The sequence below is a fragment of the Kitasatospora sp. NPDC059571 genome (genome assembly GCF_042735675.1).
Taxonomy (GTDB): domain Bacteria; phylum Actinomycetota; class Actinomycetes; order Streptomycetales; family Streptomycetaceae; genus Kitasatospora.
In genome coordinates this window covers 1-2,016 of sequence record NZ_JBHWBW010000763.1, presented here as the reverse complement: position 1 = coordinate 2,016, position 2,016 = coordinate 1, and the positions used below count along the sequence as shown (strand labels likewise).

At 72.3% G+C, this 2,016-nt stretch carries 2 protein-coding genes; one reads left to right on the top strand and one right to left on the bottom strand.

Annotation, left to right across the window (positions count from 1 at the left end; all coding sequences use genetic code 11):
- Positions 1–246 precede the first annotated feature (246 nt).
- Positions 247–1,320, top strand: a complete 1,074-nt coding sequence (locus tag ACFV0G_RS38770; protein WP_380558426.1) for a hypothetical protein — start codon at positions 247–249, stop codon at positions 1,318–1,320.
- Positions 1,321–1,353: 33 nt separating this feature from the next.
- Here the strand turns inward: ACFV0G_RS38770 and pth are convergent, their stop codons facing one another.
- On the bottom strand, positions 1,354–1,935 hold the full coding sequence (gene pth, locus ACFV0G_RS38765) for an aminoacyl-tRNA hydrolase (RefSeq protein WP_380558423.1): 582 nt from the start codon (positions 1,933–1,935) through the stop codon (positions 1,354–1,356).
- Between the last annotated feature and the right edge of the window lie 81 nt (positions 1,936–2,016).

Here is a 2,016-nt window from a genome sequence, read left to right as displayed (position 1 = left end):
GCGACCAAAGAGATCTACACTCCTACTCTCGTCGGCAGCGTCTGATGTGTTTAAGAGACAGATACACTCCGACTATCGTCGGGTCCACGTGGCGACGGCTGACAAGAAGAAGCACCCAGCCAGGCTACAAGGCCGGACGCCGTCTGCCGCCGCCCGCACGGAAGTTACTATCTTCTCCCACGGTATGAGCGCGGAGTGCCCCCTCCCTCACGCGTCGTCACCTGCTGCTGCGACGGAAGGACGATTGTGGCCACCTGGGCGCCGGGGGACTTCCGGGACCCCGATTCCTGTGATTCACCCGCCGGCCCGCACTCGGTGCTCGGACAGTCCGTCGAGCTCCTGGCGGTGCTCGTCGGCCCCGAGGCCGCGGAGGGCTACCGGCGGCTGGCCGCGGCCGACCGGGCCGTCCCGCTGGCCGAGGCGGACACCCGGCTGGGCCGGCCGGGCACCGCGGCCCGGCTGCTCTCGCTCGGCCTGGCGCACGCCCTGCCGCACGACCCGCCGGTGCTGTCGGCGACCGCGCCGGTCGCCGCGGTGGAGGCCGCACTGGCCCACCGGCGGCACGAACTGACCACCGAGTACGACGCGCTGGCGCAGGCCCAGCGGGAGGCCGTCCGGCTGCGCCGGCTGGCCGACCTGCACCAGCGCGAGACGCCGGCGCACCGTCTGGCCCGGGTGCTGACCGACTCGGACGAGATCGTCGCGCTGTCGAACACCATCGGCACGGTGGCCGCCGAGGACCACCTGACGCTGGACACCTTCCGGTACGACCTCCCGCTCACCGCACACACCGCGCTGCCGCCCAATCCGGCGTCGCTGGCCCGCGGCGTGCGCCACCGCGGCATCTACGAGACGGCGTTCCTCAGCGACCCGGTCGGGGCGGAGGTCCTGCACCGCTGCGTGGAGGGCGGCGAGGAGGTGCGACTGCTGCCGTGGCTGCCGATGAAGATGAAGGTGACGGACCGCTCGCAGGCGCTGCTGGCGCTGACCACCACCGGGTCGAGCGTGGCGCTGCACCTCAACTCCCCGGTGGCGGTGGAGGCGATGCGCCAGTACTTCGAGCTGCTGTGGCAGCGGGCCCGCCCGTTCGGGGTGGCGCCGCCGCGCAGCGCCGGCGAGCGCAACCGCCGGCGCCGCGAGGTCGCGGAGCTGATGAACCAGGGCTTCAAGGACGAGGCCGTCGCCCGCCGGCTGGACCTCACCCCGCGCACGCTACGCCGCCGGATCAGCGAGATCATGGACGAGCTCGGCGCGGAGACCCGCTTCGCCGCCGGAGCGGAGGCGCAGCGCCGGGGCTGGTTCGAGGCCGACTCCGGCTGAACGTCCGCCGCGGGCGGCCGTCCTGGCGGTGCGTCAGGTGTTGTAGGTGCTCTGCGCCCGTTCCAGGCCCTCGGAGATCAGCGCCTCGACGGCGTCCGCGGACCGGTCCACGAACCAGTCGAGGTCCTTGCGCTCGGTGGCGGAGAAGTCCTTCAGCACGAAGTCCGCGACCTCCATCCGGCCGGGCGGGCGGCCGATGCCGCAGCGCACCCGGTGGTAGTCCGGCCCGAGCGACTTGGTGATGGACTTGAGGCCGTTGTGGCCGTTGTCCCCGCCGCCGCACTTGAGCCGCAGGGCGGAATAGTCGATGTCGAGCTCGTCGTGGACGGCGACGATCGCCGCGTTGGGCACCTTGTAGAAGTCGCGCAGCGCCGTGGTCGGGCCGCCGGAGAGGTTCATGAAGGTCATCGGCTTGGCGAGCACCACCCGCCGCCCGGCGAGCCGGCCCTCGGCGACCTGGGCGCGGCTCTTGTGGGCCTTGAACCGCGCGCCGATCCGCTCGGCCAGCAGGTCGACCACCATGAAGCCGATGTTGTGCCGGTTGCGGGCGTAGCCGTCCCCCGGGTTGCCGAGACCGACCACCAGCCAGGGCCCGTCGTACCTGTCCTCACTCATCGCCACCGCTCTCCTCACTCACCTCGTGGACCATCATCCCGGACATGCCGCTGCCCCGGCCGCTCCAGGGCGGAGCGGCCG